Origin of the sequence: Kitasatospora sp. NPDC005856 (assembly GCF_040629945.1) — a bacterium.
In the GTDB taxonomy this organism is placed as follows: Bacteria; Actinomycetota; Actinomycetes; order Streptomycetales; family Streptomycetaceae; genus Kitasatospora.
The window spans coordinates 1-18,507 of record NZ_JBEXWT010000054.1; the positions used below are offsets into that span (position 1 = coordinate 1).

Genomic DNA, 18,507 nt, shown 5'->3' on the forward strand with positions numbered 1-18,507 from the left:
CGAGTACGGCCAGCAGCAGGGCGACCTCCACTCGGCCACCGTCAAGCCGATGGGCCGGGTCGACTTCGGCACCGCCGAGCGCTGCCTGGAGACCACGGCCGGCACGTGCGACCCGGCGAAGATCGACACCAACCGGCAGTACTGGTACGACACCCCGTGGGACCAGAACTGCAAGGACGGCAGCGACTGCACCACGCAGTACTCGCCGACCTTCTTCACCCGCACCCGCCTCACCCAGATCGCGGCCAAGACCCTGCAGGGCGACGGAAGTTACGCCACCGTCGACACCTGGGACCTGACCCACAAGTGGGGCACCGCCGACTTCGACTACCAGCTGCTGCTGGACTCGATCAAGCACACCGGCTCCTCCGCGACCCCCTCCGTCGCGCTGCCGAAGACCACCTTCGCCTACAAGCAGATGGCCAACCGGCTCGACAAGGTCGGCGACGGCCGCATGCCGTTCATCAAGCAGCGCCTGGGCACCGTCACCGACGAGCTCGGCGGCCAGATCGACGTCAACTACTCGGCCGCCGCGTGTGACTGGAACGCGCTGCCGACCCCGCAGTCCAACACCACCCGGTGCTTCCCGCAGATGTACCAGGCCTCCGAGGAGAGCCCGGTCACCACGGAGTGGTTCAACAAGTACGTCGTCGACGCGGTCATCGCCACCGACCGCACCGGCGGCGCACCCGACATGGTCACCCACTACACCTACCTCGGCGACGCCGCCTGGCACTTCGACGACGAGGACGGCCTGACCAAGGACAAGCTCAAGACCTGGTCCCAGTGGCGCGGCTACGCCCGCACCCGGGTGGAGACCGGCGGCGTCACCGGCACGACCACCCAGGCCGACCACTACTTCCTGCGCGGCATGGACCAGGACCGCAACAGTCCTACCGACAAGAACGGCAAGCGCGCCGTCACCGTCGACGACGGCCAGGGCACCGTCCTGACCGACGACAACGCCTGGGCGGGCTACGAGTACCGCAGCGAGCAGTACGACAAGCCCGGCGGCGTGATCCTCGGCAAGAACGTCAACACCCCGTGGAAGCAGGAGACCGCCAAGCGCGTCCGCGACTGGGGCACCACCACCGCCAACATCATCGGCACCTCCGTCACCCGGTCCTTCACCTCGCTCGACAAGGGCGCGGGCGCCGCCTGGCGCGAGACCCGACGCAACCTGACCTTCGACGGCTACGGCCGCAACACCGTGATCGAGGACCTCGGTGACGTCGCCGCCGGCGGCGACGACCAGTGCGCCCGCATCACCTACGCCGACAACGTGTCCGCGTGGATCCTCGACGGAAAGGTCCAGGAGGAGACCGTCGCCGCGAACTGCGGGGCGACCGTCAACCGCGACACCCAGGCCGACGGGACCTCGGCCGTCCTCAACGACAAGCGCTACCGCTACGACGGGCAGGGCTTCGGCGCGGCGCCCACCAAGGGCGACGTCACCCTCACCCAGACCCTGAAGACCCGCACCGGCAACAGCGCCACCTACCTCGACAACACCGCCGCCTACGACGGCTATGGGCGGACCGTCAGCAGCACCGGCCTGGCCTCCACCACGGTCTACGACCTCACCGGCGCCACCAACCCGGTCACCACCGCCTCGCCGAACGCCCGGACCAACACCACCACCTACACCCCGGCCACCGGCCGGCCCACCAAGTCGGTCGCGACCACCCCGCCCGCCAAGGCCGGAGACGCCACCACCACCCAGACCAGCACCACCGACTACGACCTGCTGCGCGGCCTGGCCGTCGACAACCTCGACACCAACAACCGCCGCACCGACCTCCTCTACGACGCACTCGGCCGCACCCTCAAGGTCTGGCTCCCCGACCGCGCCAAGGGCACCGGGCAGACCCCCGACTACGAGTACGCCTACACCCTGGCGGACAGCCAGATCAGCGCCGTCACCACCAAGACCCTCAACGAGGACGGCTCCCAGCGGAGCTCCTTCACCCTGTACGACGGCCTCGGCCGCACCCGGCAGACCCAGTCCCCCGGGGACAACGGCGGCCGCGTCCTGACCGACACCTTCTACGGCGACCGTGGCCAGGCCGTGCTCAGCTACGCCTCCTACTACGCCACCGGTGCCCCGTCGGCGGTCCTGCGCAACGTGGACGACACCACGGGCGTGGAGACCCAGAACGCCGCGGAGTACGACGGCCTCGGGCGGGTCGTGAAGTCCACGGTGCGCGCGGGCAACGGCGTCGGCACCCCGCTCGCCACCACGCTCACCGAGTACGGTGGCGACCGGGTCACCGTCACCCCGCCCAACGGCGGCACCCCCACCACCACCATCACCGACGCCGCCGGCCGGACCACCGAGCTGCGCCAGTACAAGGCGGCCACCCCCATCGGGGCCTACGACGCCACCACCTACGCGTACGACCCGCTCGGCCACCTCACCAAGCTGACCAACCCGGCCGGCACCGTCTGGACCTGGCTCTACGACCAGCTCGGCCGCCAGATCAAGACGGCGGACCCGGACACCGGTGCCACCGTCCAGTCCTACAACGACCGCGGAGAGCTGACCGGCACCACCGACGGGCGCGGGAAGAGCGTCAGCAACGTCTACGACAACCTCGGCCGGCTGATCGAGACCCACGACGGTCCGGCCACCGGGCCGCTGCTGACCTCGCAGGCCTGGGACCCGTCCGGCAACAAGGGCGTGCTGTCCTCCAGCACCCGCTACAGCACCGTCGGCGGCACCACCTACCAGTACAAGACCGCCTACTCGCTGTTCGACGCCCTCGCCAGGCCCACCCGCACCACGGTGACGGTCCCCTCCGTCCCCGGGCAGGAGGCCCTGGCGGGCAACTACATCGGCGGCACCGTCTACCGGCTCGACGGCCAGGCCAGGTCCAAGAGCTACCCGGCGGCCGGCAACCTGCCCGCCGAGTCGGTGACCCTCACCTACGACGCCCTGAACCGTCCCACCGCCGCCGAAGGCCTGACGAAGTACCAGACCGGCCAGACCTACAGCCTCACCGGCAAGCCCCTGCAGAGCACGCTCAGCAACGGCACCGCCGGCAAGGACGTCTACGTCACCAACGGCTACGAGTGGGGCACCCAGCGCCTGACCTCCAGCCGCACCGACCAGTACGGCGTCACCGAGGCCGCGCGCTCCGCCGCCTACACCTACGACCAGGCCGGCAACGTCACCTCGGTCACCGACACCTCGCGCTCCGGTACCGACCGGCAGTGCTTCCGGTACGACTACCTGGCCCGCCTCACCGACGCGTTCACGCCCGCCGGTGCCGACTGCGCGCCCGCCCCGAGCGGCTCCGCCCTCGGCGGCCCGGCACCGTACTGGACCAGCTGGACCTACAACACCGACGGCACCCGGGCCGGCGAGACCCGGCACGACCCCACCGGCAACACCGGCCAGGACAGCACCACCAGCTACACCTACCCCGCCCCGACCGCCGCGCGCCCGCACAGCCTGACCTCCACCTCCACCGTGACCGGCACCGTCGGCGCACCGGTCGTGGAGAGCTACGACTACGACGCCACCGGCCACACCACCGGCCGGCACCTGGCGCCCTCCGGCAACCGGACCAGCGACCAGTCCCTGACCTGGGACACCGAAGGCCGCCTCGCCGGCCTCACCGAGGCCGTCAAGACCACGGCGGACACCACCGTCACCACCACCAACAAGACCACCGACTACCTGTACGACGCCGGCGGCACCCGCCTGCTCGGCCACACCCTCGACACCGCCGACCCGGCGGCCGAGAACTGGACGCTCTTCCTCGGCGACACCGAACTGAAGCTGGTCAAGGGCGCCGCCAAGGCCACCGCCACCCGCTACTACCAGCTCGGCTCGGCCACCGCCGTCCGCACCGACGACAACAGACTGACCTTCCAGGTCAACGACCACCACGGCACCGCCGAGGTCGGCATCGACGCCACCACCGGCGCCCTGGACCAGCGCCGCTCACTGCCCTTCGGCGGCACCCGCGGCGCCGCACCGACCACCTGGGCCGGCAGCCGGGGCTTCCTCGGCGGCGTCCAGGAAGCCACCGGCCTCACCCACCTCGGCGCCCGCGACTACGACCCTGCCACCGGCCGGTTCATCAGCGTCGACCCGGTGCTCGTCGGCACCGACCCCCAGTCGCTGGCCGGCTACACCTACAGCAACAACAACCCGCTCACCCTCAGCGACCCGAGCGGCCTGCGCCCCGACGGCTCGGTCGGCGGCTTCGGCAACAAACTGCCCGACGGGACCAGCGAGTACTGGGCGCCCGACGGCGACGGCGGCTGGAACTGGTCCCGGGACGTCACCATCGGCTACATGGGCCAGAAGAACGTCATCGTCGTCCACCAGAAGGTCAGCTTCAACGCCAAGCCCATCAGGCGCCGGCCCCCGGTCGAGAACACCTGGGACTCGTACAAGTCCACGGGCAACCCCACCTGGCACGCGGTCGCCCACGTCGCGGCCGAGCTCAGCGGAGTGAACGACGCCCGGCGCTGCCTCGACGGGGACAAGGCCAGTTGCGCATGGGCGGCTGCGGGCGTCCTGCCGGTCGGCAAGTTCGCCAAGGGCGCCAAGCTCGCCGAGGAGGGCACGAAGCTCGCCGCCGGCGCCGGCCGGACCGGAGACGACGCCCTGCGCTTCACGGCGAAGGAATCGGACGCGATAGCCGACGCGGCCAAGACGTGCGAGCACAACGGCTGCGAGTTGGCCGCAAGCTCGGAAGCCGCATTCAAGGCGGCCCAGGATCCGTCGAAGATCTTCATCAAGGACAAGCACCTCGCAAACTTCGGAGGGAAGTTCGCCAAGTTCGACACAAACGACATTGCGGAGGCCCAATCCTGGGTTGCCGAGGCTCTCCGCTCCGAGGGAGCGACGTTCAAGCCGAACGGCTTGGACGACACCTTCAAGATGGAGGTCGACATGAAACGGCCCATCGGGACCAAGGGCCAGCAGGGGATTAGGATCATCGTGGCCAACGACGGACGGGTGATCAACGCCTTCCCGTACAACGTGGGGTGACGTGCATGCAGATGTCCTATACCCAGATCAGCACGAGCGACCTGCAGGGAACCACGCTCGCGGACTACCTCGTCAACATCGAGGCCGAGTTCACGGTGACCGATGCCGGTGAGGTGATCTACACGGAGTCCTGCTTCCCGGTTGCTGAACTCGCCCGGGAACTGCTCCGCTGGATCTCACCGGGTGAGCACCAGGCAGCAGATTTCCTGTTCGCGTCCATCTCCTTCGAGGACCCGGGCGCAGTCCGGATCCGGCACGGCCTGGCAGGCTGGACCGTGGGATCGATGTTCACGCCGGACGTGGACAGCGCGCCCCTCCCGTGGCCTGACCTCGTCTCCGCCATCAACGAGTTCGCCACCGCCGTCCGACGGGATCTCCGAACACTCGGCATCGACCCGGCCTTCATCGGCGTCTGACCCGACCTGTGGGGCCTGCCGGTTCTCCGGCAGGCCCCACAACCGTCGGGAGCACCCCACCGACCTCGATGGCGGCGGGCCGCGTCCACCACGGCGCGCTCCACTCCCTCGCACCGCTGCCCCAACGGCACCACCCACCCGGAGACGGCATGCGTGCACCCAGTCATTCCCGCCGCCGCATCGGACGCGGCGGGCCGACCATCGGCCTCGGCACCGGGGTCCTTACCGTGGGGTGGGTCGCCGAGATCATCTTGGTGCCTCCTTCTCACGGTCGGGGCGCCAGGGCAGCCGGGGGCGAAAGGCCGGCGTTGCCGGGCAGACGCGCCCCGCTCCGCACGGCCTCTACCCTGGCCCGATGGAACTCCCCGAGGACGAGATCGACCCCGCCCGCTGGGCGCACCTGTGCAGCGGACCCGACCACTACCCGGGCCGTGGGGTGGACATTCCCGAGGTGCTGCGCGGGCTGGCCGGGGCGAAGGACCACGCCGAGGCCCGCAGGTGGGCCGACCGCCTGTACGGCCTGGTCTTCCACGACCACTCCGGCGGCTACCTGTTCCCGGCGGCACAGGTGGCGCCGCACCTGGTACGGCTCGCCTCCTCGCCACGGGCCGGGGTGCGGGCGGTGGCCCTGGGGTTCCTGGTGTACCTGGGGGCCGGCGGGCCGTTGTGGGCGGAGGACTGTCCGGGCGCCGGGGGCTTCGACCGGCGCGTCACGGACGCGGTGCGGGCGGGCCTGGAGACCTACTACGCGCAGCTGAAGGATCCCGAGGTGACCGTGCGCGCGGCGGCCTTCGTCCTGATCACCGTCCTGGAGCACGAGGCCTGGCTGGCGCTCACCGGTGCCGCGCGCATGGCGGCGGAAGCCGGGCCGCCGATCACCTCGGAGCGCTACCGACGCACCGTCGAACAGCTCCACGAACACGACTGGGACCCGGCCTTCCGGCGGTACCTGGGGATGGCGAAGGTCGATCCCCTGTTCGGCCACGGCGAGGAGTACCGCGGATTCGAGTACACCTACTGAGATCTCCCAAGGCGGGACCTAGCGTCCGAGGTGGTCGGCGAGGGACTCGATCGTGCGGCGGCGCATGGTGTACAGCGACACCGCGGAGCCGTCGGCGAAGTGCAGCCGGAACCGTGCCATCGCCTGCAGCCTCGGGCGCCGTTCCACCCGCAGGACCGCGTGCCGCGGGGCGTGCCACAGCAGTCGGCCGGCCTTGCGGACGTCCAGCGCGGTGACGAACGCGGTCCGGCGGTCGGTGACGGCCAGCAGCCTGGTCCGCACCTCGCCCGTCGTCGCCGGGAAGCCGCTCGCCAGGCTGCCCGACTGCCCCGACACCGCGCCGAGTTGCCCCAGCTTGTTGCCGACCCGAGCCCCCGCCCCGTCCCCGACGCCGCGCGCCCCGGCCACCGGCACCACCGTCGCGACGTCCAACAGGTGCTCGCCCGGCTCCAGTAGGGGTTCCACGGCGTTGCGGTAGCGGTTCAGCAAAGCTTGGGTCATCCCGCAAGGGTAGACGGGCAGGTGGGGCGGGCCTCGCTCCGGGCGTAGGTCCGCGGCCCGTTACGCCGCTTCGGCATCCGGCCTACGGTCCTTGCCCGTGGACACGACAGGGATTCTGGACGAAGCGCTCCAACGACTGCACACCACGGGGCCCGAACGGCTCGGACGGCTCACCAACCACGCGCCGATGGCCGTCGAGGCCCTCACCGCCCGCGGACAGGCACGTGCCGTGCACCGCTGGCTCGACCGGTACGCGCGCAAGCTGGAGGACTTCCCGCCCCGCGTCGAGCCGGTCACGGACGCCAACTGGCGCTCGGCACTGGGCGATCCGGCACGTGCGGCCGACTGGATCGGCCACTTCGAGCGGGAGCTGGCGGAGCACCCCTGGCGCGAGGTGCTGGAGCGCTGGTGGCCCCGGCTGCTGCCCGGCCTGTACGGCGGCTCCACGCACCCGGTGATCCGGGTGGGGCACGCGGTGCGCACGCTGCTGGCCGGCGAGAGCACCGGACCCCGCCTGGCGGAACTCGCCCACGGCCTCGGCTACTGGGTCGCCCGCCACCGGCCGGCCGCGGTGCCCGCACGACTGCCCGGCGCCGACGGCGCGGCCACCGCCCTCGACGCGGTGCCGGCCATCGCCGTCCAGGACGGGGGCTTCCCGCAGCGGCTCGGCCGCGTCACGGCCCTGCCGGTGTGGACCGGGGGCGAGACGACGGAACCGGGGCAGGCGCACGGCCGCCTCACCGAACTGGTACGGGCGGCGACCCACCGGTACGCCGCCTACGGCCACGGCGAGGAGACGATGCTCGTCCACGCGGCCACCGCCCCCAACGCCGTGCTGCGCACGCTGCCCGCCCTCCCGCAGGCGCTGTGGCCGGCGAGCCTGCGGGCGGCCTGGACGGCCTGCGCGGCGGTGACGGCGATGTACACGCCCGCGGAGCCGGTCGCCTACGTGCCGCCCGGGGCGCTCACCCCCGAGGAGGTCTTCCAGCGGGCGCTGGCGCACGGCGACGAACACGTCGTCAAGCTGGCGGACACCGCCCTCGACGTCGGCGACGCGCGGGCCCTGGCGGCGGCCCTGCGGGCCGTGGAGCTGAGCACCCCGCTGGGATGAGGCGCGCGGGAGGGGCCGCCGGATTCGTCCACCGGGACCGTCGTCGGATCCGACGACGCGAACGTGTACATGAGGGCGGCAACTCCCCGACGGCGCATGCCGCATGCCTCCGACGCCGACCCCGACGCCCGCGCGACCGTCGCGCGCAGACCGTGACCGTGCACCCCACCGCCTCCGCCACGAAGGAGTCCTGACCATGCGGAAGTTCATCCTCGACCTGGTCGAGCGCACCGTCGCCACGTACGCCGCGGCGTTCCTCGGCCTGCTGCTGGCCGACAAGTTCGACCTGACCTCGATCGGCGCGCTCAAGGCGGCGGCGGTGGCGGCACTGCCGGCCGCGCTGAGCGTACTCAAGGGCGCGGTGGCGACCCGCGTCGGCGACCCGGCCTCCGCCGCCCTGCTGGGCCGCCCCCGCGAGTAGCGGGACCGGCCCGCGCGGGACGTCGGCGGGGCCGACGGCCCGCACGGGCCGGATCCGCCCCGTGCCGGTGGGCCGACAGCGCGGACGGTGAGCTGCCGGTGGGATGTGAGCGGCCTCCGGGATCTTGGGAACCGGGCGCGACGGGCTGCGACGCGCGGCTGCGCCCGCACCCCGGATCACTCCGAGTTCCAGGAGCCCGCCATGACCTCCCTGCCCCCGCCCCCGCCGTGGGACGTCCACCGGCTGCCCCGCGCCGAGGGGAGGAACTTCCTGGCCACCGGCGGCAACGCGGGCATCGGGTACTTCGTCGCCGAGCAACTCGCCGCCACCGGGGCCACGGTCGTCCTCGGCAGCCGCGACCGGGCGCGGGCCGAGGCGGCGATCGCCTCCATCGGCTCGCGCGTCCCCGGCGCCAGGGTGCGGCACCTGCCGCTGGACCTGGCCGACCTCGCCTCGCTCGGCCCCTCCGTGGACGCGCTCGGGCTGGACCGCCTCGACGCGGTCGTCCACAACGCCGGCGTGGCGCTCGACCATCCGCCGCGCCGCGAAACCGTCGACGGGCACGAGCTGATGTTCGCCACCAACCACCTGGGGCACTTCGCCCTGACCCACCACCTGGCACCCCTGCTCGCGGCCACACCCGGGAGCCGGATCGTCACCACCGGCAGCTTCGCCGCCAAGACCGAGCACCTGGACCTCGACGACCTCCAGAGCACGCGCGACTACCGCCCCAAGCGCACCTACGCGCGCTCCAAACTGGCCCAGATGCTCTTCGCCGTCGAACTCGACCGCCGCCTGCGCGCCGCCGGCAGCACGACGCCGAGCCTGCTGGTCCACCCCGGCGGCGCCCTCGACTCCCTCACCCCCTCACGCCCGCCGGTCCACGTCCGCACCACCGGCGAGCGGCTGCGCCACCTGCCGCTCGGGCTCGTCGTCCAGGGCAAGGACGCCGCCGCCTGGCCCGCCGTCCGGGCCGTGCTCGACCCGGCCGTGCTCGACCCGGCCGTGCGCGGCGGCCGGATGTGGAGCCCCCGCGCGTTCGGGCTGCGCGGCGCGCCCAGGGCCGAACCGCTCTGGAGCCACCTGACCGACACCGCGACCGCCGGGCGGCTGTGGGCGGCCAGCCGCGAGCTGACCGGCCTCGACCCGGCGCCCGCCACGTGCGACGACTCCCGGGGCCCCGGCCGGTCGGGCCCGGAACCGGACGACGCTCGCCGCGACCGGTGACGGTGCCCGAGCCTGCGAACCCGTGGGCGACAGGGCGCGGTCAGCACCGGCGGTGCCACCACGCCAAGGAGGGATCCGCCGCCGGCTCGTGACGGGTTCGCCCCAGGAGCACCGCGTCCAGTCGTCCGACCAGCGCCCCGAGTTCGCCGGCGGCCCGCGGCGGAAGCATGAACAGGGCCTCCTGCAGCTTGTCGCGGGCCCAGCCCTCGCCGCAGCAAGGGCAGGTGAACTCGGCCTCCCACGGCCTCCACCGGCGCCCGGTGCCGTGGACGCGCACGGACCACACGCTCAGCGCCACCGCCACGACGCCCGGGGACAACCGCTCCCGTTCGAGCACACGGACGGCGGCGTTCGCCGCTCCCGACAGCCCGGGGACATCGCGGTACCGCACCCAGGGGCTTCCCCGGCCGCGTGCCCGCGACCGAAGCGAAGCAGGTGTTCTACGAGGCACTGGCCCTTCGCACGCACGTCATGGACGGCATCCTGCCACAGCCCGCAGACCGGCCGGGCGGGGCCTGCGGACCCTAGGGCCGCTCCCAGTGGACACGGCGCAGCCCGAGGTCGTCCAGCAGGTACGTCGCGTCGACGCCGCGGACCGTGCCGGTGGCGGCGATCGCCTCCAGTTCGCGCAGGAGGCGGTCGCGGTCCGTCGCTGGCAGCTGCCCCAGTCGGTGCGCGATGCGCGGGAACTCCATGTCCAGGTTGGCGAAGTCGAGCGAGAGCAGGATCGCGGCGCGCACGCTCTCGTAGGTCGCAGGCCCCGCGCTTCCGGGCGCGTGCGGCTCTCTCCGTTCATCGGACACGGGACGCACTCTACGGCTGCGGGACCGCACGAGCTCACCGGGGCCGGGCCGGGTCCTTGCGGAGGAGTTCCTTCTCCGTGCAGGTCTGGTCGGGGTCCAGGACGAGGCAGATGTCGAAGCCGTGGCCGTCCCGTTGGACCTGGGCTTCGAGGTCGCACCGGGTTCCGCCGTTGTGCGTCGCCGATATCGTGAACGAGGTGCCTTCGGTCGCCGAGGCCGAAGCCGTGTAGCTGTTCGGCGAGCCGTTCCGCACCCAGAACTGCCACGTGCCGGCGGTCAGCGTCGGCGTGCACGTGTAGTCGGGCACCGCGTGGCGGATCCCACTGGCGGTCAGTCCGTGGTCGTCCGAGACGTGCATCGTGGCGCCGGCCGCGTTGCTCCAGTCCCCGACCAGCTCGGCCTGCCGGATCACGGCTGCGTCGCCGCCGGCGCCGGCCCAATCCGTGCACGCGAGGACCAGGGCGCCGACGACTGCCGCCGTCAGCCCGAGGAGCCAGGTGCGCCGGCGGGCCGTTCGGCGCGCCGGCCCGCCGGGCGGTGGTGTCGGCCGCCCGGCGTGGTCGGTGCCGGCCGGTCTCTCGTCCGCTGTGTCCATGTCCCTGTCCATGTCCCGCCCCTCGGTTCGGGAGCGCCGCCGCATGCGTGCGCCCCAGCAGGGGGCAGTGCGCAGTGACCGCCCAGTGCGATTTCGGAGCCAGCCTGCCACATGCTTTGAACGTGTTCAAATGATGGCCTGGGGGTAGTGACAGGCGCCTTCACCGCGCGGACAGCACCAGGCGGCGGGCGTCGGTGCGGTAGCCCAGGCGCTCGAAGGTCGCGGCCATCGGGGTGTTCGTCAGGTCGGCGTCCGCGCGGACCCGCCGCGCACCGGCCTCCGTCGCCAGGATCCGGGTGGTCTCGGCGAGGATCTCGGCCGCGTACCCGCGGCCCCGGTGCTCGGGCAGCACCCCGAGGTAGCCGACCACGGGGGAGGCGTGGTTGCGCGAGGGGACGGCGAAGCCGACCACCTCGCCGCCGGGCGTACGGGCGGTGCGCCACCAGGAGCGGTCCCCGGACATGGCGTCGCGGTGGAACGCGACGTCCGCGCGGGCCCGCGCCCCGGCGCCGATCCGGGCCCGGAACGCACAGAGACCGCTCGGGCCACCAGGGCCGGGCGGTCTCTGCTGTTCGGACGGACCCATGCGCCAACACGGCCCGCTTCCGATGTTCCCGAGTTGTTGGAGTGCACAGCGCCCCGGGTTCCGGACCCGCGGGTCCGGGTGACGCCGCTGCAAATCGTCACATCCAGCCAGGAACCCTCACAAGGGCAGGCTGCACAAAGGCGCATCAAAATTCGGTTTCACTTCGTTGAACTGTGCGTTTCTGATAGGGCGTTCACGAGATTGCGGCCAGGGGCCGGGACCGTGGCGCATCAATCCGCGCGATGTTCACCGAACCGATTGGGATTCACTCATACGCCTGACAGAGTGTGCCCACCGGGCACACAGTGCGACGCCAACCGCACAACTGCCCGCCAGTTGGAGTGGACAGTGATATGGAGGAATCCTCGATGGCGAGGAAGCGGAACAAGCGCGCCCACACCCCTACCCACTGCGCGGCAGCGGAACCGGCACCGCCGCGCCCGCGCCCGTACCGGCCGCTCGCGGCCGGCGGGACGGCCGTGGTCGTCGTCGTGGTCGTCCTGACGGTCGCGCTGGCCGCCGCCCTGGTGGCGACGGGCATGTCGGCCGGGGCCGCGCTCGAACTGGCCACCGGCGGATGCCTGTTGGCCGTCAGGCTCCGACGGGAGCGGGTCTAGGAAGAGCACCTGCCCGCGATGGGACGCCGAGAGAATCCGATCGAGGCGACCGAGCCGGCGCTGGGCCGGCTGGCCGTCTGGCTGCGACAGCAGCGTGAGCAGGCGGGATTGACGTACCGTCAGCTCGCCGCTCGGACCAACTACCACCCCACCACCCTGCAACGGGCAGCCGGTGGGCGCTCCGTACCGAGCTGGAAGGTCGTCGAGGCCGTCGTCCGCGAATGCGGCGGCGACCTCAAGACCGCCCGGCGCAAGTGGATCCAGGCCAACTACTGGGCCCACGTGCCCCGCCCCTCGGGCAGCCGGAGGCTGCGCGCACCCCGGCGGGTCGACCCCGAACAGGTCGACTCCTTCGCCGACCTGCGCCGGGCGATGCACGAGATGCGCCGCAAGGCCGACTGGCCCTCCCTGCGGGAACTGGACCGCAGGGCCCGCGACCGGGGCGGACGCCTGCCCTCCAGCACGCTGGCCCTGGTCCTCAAGGGCGAGGCCCCGCTGCGCAAACCCGTCTTCCTCGCCTACATGGAGGTCTGCGGGGTCAGGGAGGCCCGCCGCGCCCTGTGGGCGGCGGCCTGGGACCGGACGAACAACGCCCGCACCCCGCTGCCGGTCAACTCGCGCACGCACCACGCCGAGTTCGTCCGCGCCATGCAGTCCTCCAGCGCCGGCACCCCGACGGACATCCTGTTCCGCCTGTGGGCGACCCTGCGCACCAGCCTCGCCGCCGAACGGGACGAGGGCCCCGGTCACCCCGCCGCGGCGGGCCGCGAAGGCACCGACGACAACCCGTCGGTGCTCGTGTGACCCGGTCCGCGGCCGGGACGCGCCACCCGCGCCCCGGCCGCGGACCAGGGCGTGCCCCGGTGCCCACCGGCGCCCCCGCGCTCACCCGCGCCCCCGCACTCACCCGCGCCACCTCGGGAAACCACCATGCCGACACCACCACGCCGTTCGGCCGCCCCCGGGCCCGCCCTGGGCCTGTGGGCGCTGCACGACCTCCACCTGCGCCACTACCTCGACTACGCCGAACTGCTCCTGCCGCCCGCCGACGCGCCCCTGGCCGTCCGCGCCGCCTTCGAGGAACTCGGCGGCCACTGGCTCGACGCCCTCGCCACCGCCAGCCCGGCCGCCTGCGCCTGGCAGGCGGTGCGCCGCCGGGTCTGCACCCTGGCCGGCCCCCGGCCGCTGGGCCCGGTCGCCCACCTCACCGCCACCCAGCAGGACGTCCTGCTGCTGCACCTGGTCCTCGACCTGTCCGCCGCCGAGATCGCCGCCCTCACCGGCACCGAACCCGCCGCCGTCCACGTCCAGCTCCGCTCCCTGGCCGCCGCCCGCCGCTGACCGGCCGTCGGCCTGTCGGACGGTGAAGCCGCGGCACTTCGGCGGGTGTGCCGCGGGCGTGGGTGGAGGGCGAGCGTCCGTTGCGGCCGGAGTCGGCCGCTCGTCGCTCGACCGCCTGTCCGCCTGCCGGAGTCGCCGCCCGCCGTCGGCCGGCCGCCCGCCGGCCGCCCGCCCGCCGGCCGCCCGCCGCTTGGCCGCCCAGAGCCCTCCACCGACCCGTCTCAGCGACGTTTGACGCTTCGCCGTCGGACCGCCCCGGGGCCCGAGTGCGAAGACCGGTGGCAGTCACGACCGGCCCGGAGCCGATGTCCCGGCCCGGGGACTGCCCGCGAGGATCGCGCGTCCTGACGGGCCCGCCGCACCACCGGCCCCGGTGCCTCGGGCCTGGCGCGGCCAGGACGGGGCGGCCCGGGAGGCCCGTCCTGCGGGGTGCGGCGGGGGTGGTCGTGGGTGGCGGTGGTGGTGATGCGGTAGGCGCCCCCGTCCTACGGGGCCGGTGGGTAGGCGCGGGTGCGGGCGAGGTCGTGGACGAGACGGGTGAAGGCGCGGGCGGCGGCGCTGAGGTAGGCGCCCTCGCGGTGCAGGAGGGTGACGGTGCGGCTGGGCAGGGGCGGGGCGAGGGGGACGGGGGCGAGGTGGGGGTGGTCGTGGGCGAGGGCGTCGGGCAGGACGGTGGCCAGGTCGGTGCACCGGACGATCTCGGTGAGAGCCTGGACGGAGTTGGCCTCGACCGTGATGCGCGGGGCGGCCCGGTGGTGGGCGAAGTAGTCGTCGATGTGGCCGCGAGTGGCGAAGTCGCCGCTGAGCAGCGCGAGTTGTTCGTCCTTGAGGGCTTCGACCGGTAGCGGGTCGGGCAGCGTCCGGGCGCGCGCCGCGCCGGTGACGAGGCTGAGGTTCTCCGTGAACAGCGCCGTGGCGGTGATCCCGGGCGGGTGGGCGCCGGCGAAGGCGATGCCGACGTCGAGGTCGTCGGCGAGCAGGGCGGCCTCGATGCGGTCCTGGGCGTTCTCCGTCAGGGTGAGGCCGACGCCGGGGTGGCGGGCGCGGAGCTCGGCGGACAGTGGGCCGACCAGGTAGGCGGTGAAGGTGGGGGTGACGCCCAGGCGCAGGTGGCCGCGGGAGAGGTCCTGGACGTCGTGGACGGCGCGTTCGGCGGCGGCCAGGTCGCGCAGCGCGCGCCGGGCGTGGTCGGTGTAGACGGCGCCGGCGTCGGTGAGTCGCACGGTACGGCCGGTGCGGTCCAGCAGCTGCACGCCCAGGGTCTTCTCCAGCTGCCGGATCTGCTGGGAGAGCGTGGGCTGGGAGACGTGCAGCTCCTCGGCGGCGCGGGTGAAACCGCCGTGTTCGGCGACGGCGAGCAGGTAGCGCAGGTGACGCAGTTCGAGAGCAGCCATGCCAAGAACTATAGATCCGACCAATGGCTTCCATGGATTACAGCTCTTGGACACTATAGGAGCAGGTCATGCATCGTGGATCTCGCCGGCCCACAGGGGTCGGCCACCACCCGAAGGGAGTGACCAGTGCAGGACCTCACCGACGGCGTCGCCCGTTTCCAGCGGGACGTCTTCCCGGCCAAGGCGGAGCTCTTCGCCCGCCTGGCCACGCACCACACCCCGGACACCCTGTTCATCAGCTGCTCCGACGCCCGCGTGGTCCCCGAGCTGATCACCGGCACCGAGCCGGGCGACCTGTTCGTCATCCGCACCGCCGGCAACCTGGTGCCCGCCCACACACCCGAGGCCGACGGCGTCGCGGCCAGCATCGAGTACGCCGTCGCCGCACTCGGCGTGCGGGACATCGTCGTCTGCGGCCACTCCGCCTGCGGCGCGATGACCGCCCTCGCCGAGGGCCACGACCTCAGCCGCGCCCCCGCGGTCGCCACCTGGCTGCGCCACGCCGACGCCTCCGTGGCCCGCACCGCCGCCGACGGGGACGTCCCCGCCCTGGTCCGCCAGAACGTGCTCGCCCAGCTGGCGAACCTGGCCACCCACCCCTCGGTCGCCCGTGCCCTCGCCGAGGGCGGGGTCGCCCTGCACGGCTGGGTCTACGACATCCCCACCGGCCGGGTCGAGGTCCTCGCCGCGGGCGCCCCCGTGCTCGCCGCCTGACACCCCCGGCCCCGTACCTCCCGCACTCCCCGTACCCCCGGTACCCCCTCATCGCCACCCGGCCGCCGTGCCCCCGTCCGCGGGGTGACGTGGCCCCCACCCGAGAGAAGGACGCAACCACCATGGTGCACGCCCAGTTCGACCCCACCGCCCGCCAGACGCTCGCCGCCGCCGCCGTCGACGCCAAGATCCGCAAGAACCTCTCCTGGCAGCGGATCGCCGAGGCCTCCGGCCTGTCGGTCGCCTTCACCACCGCCGCCGTCCTCGGCCAGCACGCCCTGCCCAAGGCGTCCGCCGAAGCCGTCGCCGAACTGCTCGGCCTCGACGAGGACGCGGCGCTGCTGCTGCAGACCGTCCCCACCCGCGGCTCGATCCCCGGCGCCATCCCCACCGACCCGACCATCTACCGCTTCCACGAGATGCTCCAGGTCTACGGCACGACCCTCAAGGCCCTGGTGCACGAGGAGTTCGGCGACGGCATCATCTCCGCGATCAACTTCAAGCTCGACGTGAAGAAGGTCGCCGACCCCGAGGGCGGCGAGCGCGCGGTCATCACCCTGGACGGCAAGTACCTGCCGACCAAGCCCTTCTGACCGGTCCGTCCCGACCCGGCCCTTCCGGCCGGCCCCTTCCGGCAGATCCCCCCGAGAGCTTCCCCCGAGAGCTTCCCCCGAGCGAGGGGCGGGCCCGGACCCCACCCGGCCCGCCCCCCCTCACCTCCCGATCCCACCCCGGAGGCCCTGATGGACTTCGTCCAGCGCACCATCGACATCGCCCGCCAGAACGTCACCGAGGGCGGCCGCCCGTTCGCGACCGTCATCGTCAAGGACGGCGGGATCCTCGCGGAGAGCCCCAACCGCGTCGCCCAGAGCGGCGACCCCACCGCCCACGCGGAGATCCTCGCCATCCGCGAGGCCTGCACCAGGCTCGGCACCGAGCACCTGACCGGCACCACCATCTACGTGCTCGCCCACCCCTGCCCGATGTGCCTGGGCTCGCTCTACTACTGCTCGCCGGACGAGGTCGTCTTCCTCACCACCCGCGACGCCTACGAGCCGCACTACGTCGACGACCGCAAGTACTTCGAACTGGACACCTTCTACGGCGAGTTCGCCAAGCCCTGGCAGGAGCGCCGGCTGCCGACGCGCCACGAGCCGCGCGAGGACGCCGTCGACGTGTACCGCCTCTGGCAGGAGCGCAACGGCGGTGAGCGCCGCGTGGCGGGCGCCCCGAGGGCCGCGTGAACCGGGTGATCGAGAAGGCGGCCCGGGCCCACCCGGACGACGGCCGGCTCCTGGCCGCCCGCAGCCACGGCCGCGCCCGTGTCCCGATCGCCCCGCCCCGCCGCCCCCGCCGTCCCGCAGGTGTGAGTGCGAAGAGAAGGCGGGCGCTAGCATCGGGCCCGTGATCGTATGGCTCAACGGAACCCACGGCGCGGGCAAGACGACGACCAGCACACTCGTGCAGCAACTGATCCAGGATTCAAGGGTGTTCGACGCGGAGAAGGTCGGCGAGACCCTCATGGACATCACACCCGGGCTGCCCGAGACGGACAACTTCCAGCACTGGCCGCCGTGGCGTCAGCTCGTGGTCGAGACCGCCCACCGCGTACTCGACTACACCGGCGGCACCCTCGTGATGCCCATGACCGTCCTGGTCGAGGCGTACTGGCGCGAGATCGGCGCGGGCCTCGCCCGACACGCCATCCCGGTGCGGCACTTCGTCCTCCACGCCGACCAGGAAACCCTGCGCGGTCGGATCGAGGGGGACACCGTCCTCGGCCCCTCCGCCTTCCGTCTCAGGCACCTCGAACCCTACGCCGAGGCGGCCCGCACCTGGCTGCACGCCGAGGCCGAGGTCGTCGACACCACCCACCTCACGCCCGCCCAGGCCGCCCGACGGATCGCGGCGGCCGTCACCGGCTGAGGAGCCGGCCGCAACACCGTTGAGCCGAAGGCGGGGCCGGATCCGTAGACGTGGAAGGGGCGCCCCTGCTCGGAGCGGGCGCCGAGGCGTCAGGAGACAGGCATGCTCAGGTTCCACGGTGCATGGCGGATCACCGTCGTCGGCAAGAGCGCCGACTTCGACCAACGGGCCGTCGTGCGCGGCGCGTACGGGCTGCGGGTGCTGCCCGGGCGGGTCGGCGCCACCATCGAGGTGGACGAGGAGAGCTGGACGCTCTCCCTGGAACACCACCTGTGGGGCCGCAGCTGGCAGCCCAACCTGCGCACCACCCCCGGACCGCTCACCGAACACGACGGCCTGCGCAGCCAGTTGCTCACCAGCAACGACTGTCACTGGCCGGGCAAGCCGCTCGACTACGTCAACTTCGTGCTGCGCCTGGACCAGGCCGTCGCCCCGGCCGTCACCCGGGCTGCCGAGCGGACCGCGGCGCCGGTGCGCGCCGCCCGTCCGCTGGGGACGCCGATCGCCGCGCCCGTCCAGGCCGTGCGCACCTCCTCCTCGGGCTGGCCCGAACCCGCGTCCACCTCCGAGCCCGCGTCCAGGCCCGCGTCCGAGCCCGCGCCCGAGCGTGAACGCGGGCGCGGCACCGCCCCCGTGACGGCGCCGCTGCCGGGGCAGAGGGGGCGGGCTATGTTCGAGCCGCGGTAGCCGGCCAGGGCGCGTCCGCAGCGGGGACGAGCGGCAGGTGAGCGGCGCGGCGGTCGGTGCGGGGCGGTGACCACCGGCTTCGAACTGCCGGTGCGGCCGGTCGGATGACATCAGTGGCCCCGTCGGCGAAAGCGATCTCCCGGCCCAGGAGTGCCTGCGA

20 protein-coding genes are annotated in these 18,507 nt (G+C 73.0%); 14 read left to right on the forward strand and 6 right to left on the reverse strand.

Annotated elements, in window-relative coordinates:
* The 3 genes from ABZ449_RS27205 to ABZ449_RS27215 form a co-directional block, all read left to right on the forward strand.
* On the forward strand, window positions 1–5,008 hold a 5,008-nt coding region (locus ABZ449_RS27205), incomplete at its 5' end, for an RHS repeat-associated core domain-containing protein (RefSeq protein WP_360351029.1).
* Window positions 5,009–5,013: 5 nt separating this feature from the next.
* Window positions 5,014–5,424, forward strand: coding sequence for a hypothetical protein (locus ABZ449_RS27210; RefSeq protein ID WP_360351032.1), 411 nt, complete (start codon window positions 5,014–5,016; stop codon window positions 5,422–5,424).
* Window positions 5,425–5,779: 355 nt separating this feature from the next.
* Window positions 5,780–6,445: a hypothetical protein gene (locus tag ABZ449_RS27215; protein WP_360351035.1), complete on the forward strand. Its 666-nt coding sequence runs from the start codon at window positions 5,780–5,782 to the stop codon at window positions 6,443–6,445.
* Window positions 6,446–6,463: 18 nt separating this feature from the next.
* Here ABZ449_RS27215 and ABZ449_RS27220 read toward each other — a convergent pair whose 3' ends face one another.
* A complete protein-coding gene (locus ABZ449_RS27220; RefSeq protein ID WP_360351038.1) occupies window positions 6,464–6,925 on the reverse strand; it encodes a hypothetical protein in 462 nt (153 codons plus the stop codon).
* Between the two features lie 97 nt (window positions 6,926–7,022).
* Between ABZ449_RS27220 and ABZ449_RS27225 the strand changes: the two genes are divergently transcribed.
* The 3 genes from ABZ449_RS27225 (at window position 7,023) to ABZ449_RS27235 (ending at window position 9,684) form a co-directional block, all read left to right on the forward strand.
* Window positions 7,023–8,036 (forward strand): questin oxidase family protein, encoded by a 1,014-nt coding sequence (locus tag ABZ449_RS27225; RefSeq protein WP_360351041.1) that lies wholly within the window; start codon window positions 7,023–7,025, stop codon window positions 8,034–8,036.
* Between the two features lie 196 nt (window positions 8,037–8,232).
* Window positions 8,233–8,457, forward strand: coding sequence for a holin (locus tag ABZ449_RS27230; protein ID WP_360351044.1), 225 nt, complete (start codon window positions 8,233–8,235; stop codon window positions 8,455–8,457).
* Between the two features lie 201 nt (window positions 8,458–8,658).
* Window positions 8,659–9,684 (forward strand): SDR family NAD(P)-dependent oxidoreductase, encoded by a 1,026-nt coding sequence (locus ABZ449_RS27235; protein ID WP_360351047.1) that lies wholly within the window; start codon window positions 8,659–8,661, stop codon window positions 9,682–9,684.
* A 40-nt stretch (window positions 9,685–9,724) separates the two neighbouring features.
* On the opposite strand, the gene ABZ449_RS27240 is transcribed toward ABZ449_RS27235, so the two are convergent.
* From ABZ449_RS27240 to ABZ449_RS27255, 4 genes are all read right to left on the reverse strand, one after another.
* Entirely contained in the window at window positions 9,725–10,075 is a 351-nt protein-coding gene (locus tag ABZ449_RS27240) for a hypothetical protein (protein WP_360351050.1), read from the reverse strand.
* Window positions 10,076–10,208: 133 nt separating this feature from the next.
* Complete coding sequence (locus ABZ449_RS27245; protein ID WP_360351053.1) at window positions 10,209–10,487, reverse strand: hypothetical protein; 279 nt, start codon at window positions 10,485–10,487, stop codon at window positions 10,209–10,211.
* A 34-nt stretch (window positions 10,488–10,521) separates the two neighbouring features.
* Window positions 10,522–11,082 carry a hypothetical protein gene (locus tag ABZ449_RS27250; RefSeq protein ID WP_360351056.1) on the reverse strand — a complete coding sequence of 187 codons (561 nt, stop codon included), beginning with the start codon at window positions 11,080–11,082 and terminating at the stop codon, window positions 10,522–10,524.
* A gap of 160 nt (window positions 11,083–11,242) precedes the next feature.
* Window positions 11,243–11,545 (reverse strand): GNAT family N-acetyltransferase, encoded by a 303-nt coding sequence (locus ABZ449_RS27255; protein ID WP_360351058.1) that lies wholly within the window; start codon window positions 11,543–11,545, stop codon window positions 11,243–11,245.
* A gap of 491 nt (window positions 11,546–12,036) precedes the next feature.
* Between ABZ449_RS27255 and ABZ449_RS27260 the strand changes: the two genes are divergently transcribed.
* The 3 genes from ABZ449_RS27260 to ABZ449_RS27270 all read left to right on the forward strand — a co-directional run bounded on the left by ABZ449_RS27260 (window position 12,037) and on the right by ABZ449_RS27270 (window position 13,626).
* Complete coding sequence (locus ABZ449_RS27260; RefSeq protein ID WP_360351061.1) at window positions 12,037–12,285, forward strand: hypothetical protein; 249 nt, start codon at window positions 12,037–12,039, stop codon at window positions 12,283–12,285.
* 18 nt (window positions 12,286–12,303) lie between these two features.
* Complete coding sequence (locus ABZ449_RS27265; protein WP_360351064.1) at window positions 12,304–13,089, forward strand: helix-turn-helix transcriptional regulator; 786 nt, start codon at window positions 12,304–12,306, stop codon at window positions 13,087–13,089.
* A 126-nt stretch (window positions 13,090–13,215) separates the two neighbouring features.
* Window positions 13,216–13,626 (forward strand): sigma factor-like helix-turn-helix DNA-binding protein, encoded by a 411-nt coding sequence (locus tag ABZ449_RS27270; protein ID WP_360351067.1) that lies wholly within the window; start codon window positions 13,216–13,218, stop codon window positions 13,624–13,626.
* A 485-nt stretch (window positions 13,627–14,111) separates the two neighbouring features.
* Here ABZ449_RS27270 and cynR read toward each other — a convergent pair whose 3' ends face one another.
* Window positions 14,112–15,020: a transcriptional regulator CynR gene (gene cynR, locus ABZ449_RS27275; protein ID WP_360351070.1), complete on the reverse strand. Its 909-nt coding sequence runs from the start codon at window positions 15,018–15,020 to the stop codon at window positions 14,112–14,114.
* Between the two features lie 126 nt (window positions 15,021–15,146).
* Between cynR and ABZ449_RS27280 the strand changes: the two genes are divergently transcribed.
* The 5 genes from ABZ449_RS27280 (at window position 15,147) to ABZ449_RS27300 (ending at window position 18,347) form a co-directional block, all read left to right on the forward strand.
* The gene (locus ABZ449_RS27280; protein WP_360351073.1) at window positions 15,147–15,734 is read left to right on the forward strand and encodes a carbonic anhydrase; all 588 of its coding nucleotides are present in this window, start codon (window positions 15,147–15,149) and stop codon (window positions 15,732–15,734) included.
* A gap of 122 nt (window positions 15,735–15,856) precedes the next feature.
* Window positions 15,857–16,327, forward strand: coding sequence for a cyanase (gene cynS / locus ABZ449_RS27285; protein WP_360351075.1), 471 nt, complete (start codon window positions 15,857–15,859; stop codon window positions 16,325–16,327).
* A gap of 150 nt (window positions 16,328–16,477) precedes the next feature.
* The gene (locus ABZ449_RS27290) at window positions 16,478–16,978 is read left to right on the forward strand and encodes a nucleoside deaminase (RefSeq protein ID WP_360351078.1); all 501 of its coding nucleotides are present in this window, start codon (window positions 16,478–16,480) and stop codon (window positions 16,976–16,978) included.
* A 160-nt stretch (window positions 16,979–17,138) separates the two neighbouring features.
* The gene (locus tag ABZ449_RS27295; RefSeq protein WP_360351081.1) at window positions 17,139–17,660 is read left to right on the forward strand and encodes an AAA family ATPase; all 522 of its coding nucleotides are present in this window, start codon (window positions 17,139–17,141) and stop codon (window positions 17,658–17,660) included.
* Between the two features lie 102 nt (window positions 17,661–17,762).
* Complete coding sequence (locus tag ABZ449_RS27300; RefSeq protein ID WP_360351084.1) at window positions 17,763–18,347, forward strand: hypothetical protein; 585 nt, start codon at window positions 17,763–17,765, stop codon at window positions 18,345–18,347.
* The last annotated feature ends 160 nt before the right edge of the window (window positions 18,348–18,507 follow it).

Bases quoted from the DNA above. Each gene is read 5' to 3' on its own strand.
- ABZ449_RS27250 (WP_360351056.1), bottom strand. From the start codon at position 11,082: ATGGACACAGCGGACGAGAGACCGGCCGGCACCGACCACGCCGGGCGG.
- ABZ449_RS27210 (WP_360351032.1), top strand. From the start codon at position 5,014: ATGCAGATGTCCTATACCCAGATCAGCACGAGCGACCTGCAGGGAACC.
- ABZ449_RS27220 (WP_360351038.1), bottom strand. From the start codon at position 6,925: ATGACCCAAGCTTTGCTGAACCGCTACCGCAACGCCGTGGAACCCCTA.
- ABZ449_RS27235 (WP_360351047.1), top strand. From the start codon at position 8,659: ATGACCTCCCTGCCCCCGCCCCCGCCGTGGGACGTCCACCGGCTGCCC.
- ABZ449_RS27230 (WP_360351044.1), top strand. From the start codon at position 8,233: ATGCGGAAGTTCATCCTCGACCTGGTCGAGCGCACCGTCGCCACGTAC.
- ABZ449_RS27270 (WP_360351067.1), top strand. From the start codon at position 13,216: ATGCCGACACCACCACGCCGTTCGGCCGCCCCCGGGCCCGCCCTGGGC.
- ABZ449_RS27260 (WP_360351061.1), top strand. From the start codon at position 12,037: ATGGCGAGGAAGCGGAACAAGCGCGCCCACACCCCTACCCACTGCGCG.
- cynR (WP_360351070.1), bottom strand. From the start codon at position 15,020: ATGGCTGCTCTCGAACTGCGTCACCTGCGCTACCTGCTCGCCGTCGCC.
- ABZ449_RS27265 (WP_360351064.1), top strand. From the start codon at position 12,304: ATGGGACGCCGAGAGAATCCGATCGAGGCGACCGAGCCGGCGCTGGGC.
- cynS (WP_360351075.1), top strand. From the start codon at position 15,857: ATGGTGCACGCCCAGTTCGACCCCACCGCCCGCCAGACGCTCGCCGCC.
- ABZ449_RS27300 (WP_360351084.1), top strand. From the start codon at position 17,763: ATGCTCAGGTTCCACGGTGCATGGCGGATCACCGTCGTCGGCAAGAGC.
- ABZ449_RS27215 (WP_360351035.1), top strand. From the start codon at position 5,780: ATGGAACTCCCCGAGGACGAGATCGACCCCGCCCGCTGGGCGCACCTG.
- ABZ449_RS27255 (WP_360351058.1), bottom strand. From the start codon at position 11,545: ATGTCCGGGGACCGCTCCTGGTGGCGCACCGCCCGTACGCCCGGCGGC.
- ABZ449_RS27290 (WP_360351078.1), top strand. From the start codon at position 16,478: ATGGACTTCGTCCAGCGCACCATCGACATCGCCCGCCAGAACGTCACC.